Raw genomic sequence first — 1,115 nt, forward strand, 5'->3', positions numbered from 1 at the left:
GTCCGGTGATGTGCTGCAGCGGTACGCGGGTGGCGCGTTCGGCTACCAGCTCTTCAAGCCCCTCCGGTGCCTCCGCTTCCAGCAGCGCCAAGGCGCGCAGACGCCCCGGCGATACGCCCAGCAGGTGGGCGGCCAGCAGCTCGGCGTCCACCCGCGGCGAAGGGACACCAGCGTCGGCCAGCCGCGCGGTGGCGGCGGCCAAGGCTTCGGCCAGTTTTGTGGGGGGCACTGCCGGCTAGTTTTCCTCGCCGAGGGCGGCCAGGCGGTGTTCTTCGTCCATCTGGATAGCTGACTGGATGACCGGCTCCAGCTCGCCGTTCATCACGGCGTCCAGGTTGTAGGCCTTGTAGCCGGTGCGGTGGTCGGCGATCCGGTTTTCCGGGAAGTTGTACGTGCGGATGCGCTCGGAGCGGTCCATGGTGCGGATCTGGGACTTGCGGGTTTCCGAATTGGCGGCGTCGATCTGCTCCTGCTGGTGGGCCAACAGCCGTGCCCGCAGCACGCGCATACCGGCCTCACGGTTCTGCAGCTGCGACTTCTCGTTCTGCATTGCCACCACGATTCCGGTGGGCAGGTGGGTGATTCGCACCGCCGAGTCCGTGGTGTTCACGGACTGGCCGCCGGGTCCCGACGAGCGGTAGACGTCGATCTTCAAGTCGTTTTGGCTGAGCTCGATCTCTTCCGGCTCGTCCACTTCGGGAAGCACCAGGACGCCGGCAGCGGAGGTATGGATGCGGCCCTGCGACTCAGTCACCGGAACGCGCTGCACGCGGTGCACGCCGCCTTCGAATTTAAGCCTGGCCCACACGCCTTCGGCCGGGTCGTTGGAGTTGCCCTTGATGGCCATCTGCACGTCCTTGTAGCCGCCCAGATCGGATTCCGTTGCGGAAATGATCTCGGTCTTCCAGCCGCGGGATTCGGCGTAGCGCATGTACATGCGGAGCAGGTCGCCGGCGAACAGGGCCGCTTCGTCGCCGCCCTCGCCGCCCTTCACCTCGATGATGACATCGCGGCCGTCGTCCGGGTCGCGCGGGATCAGCAGCCGGCGGAGACGCTCCTGGGCCGTCTCAAGTTCGGCTTCCAGCCCCGGAACCTCGGCCGCCAGTTCCGGATCC

General features: G+C 67.1%; 1 protein-coding gene and 1 pseudogene. Both read right to left on the bottom strand.

Annotated features, from left to right (window positions below; all coding sequences use genetic code 11):
- Window positions 1-229 (bottom strand): annotated as a pseudogene (locus AC5RWT_RS37650) (peptide chain release factor N(5)-glutamine methyltransferase); the annotation flags it as partial.
- Between the two features lie 6 nt (window positions 230-235).
- The coding region (gene prfA / locus AC5RWT_RS37655; protein WP_494084660.1) for a peptide chain release factor 1 at window positions 236-1,115 on the bottom strand (880 nt) is incomplete at its 5' end.

It is taken from the genome of Arthrobacter sp. Dra40 (assembly GCF_059091905.1).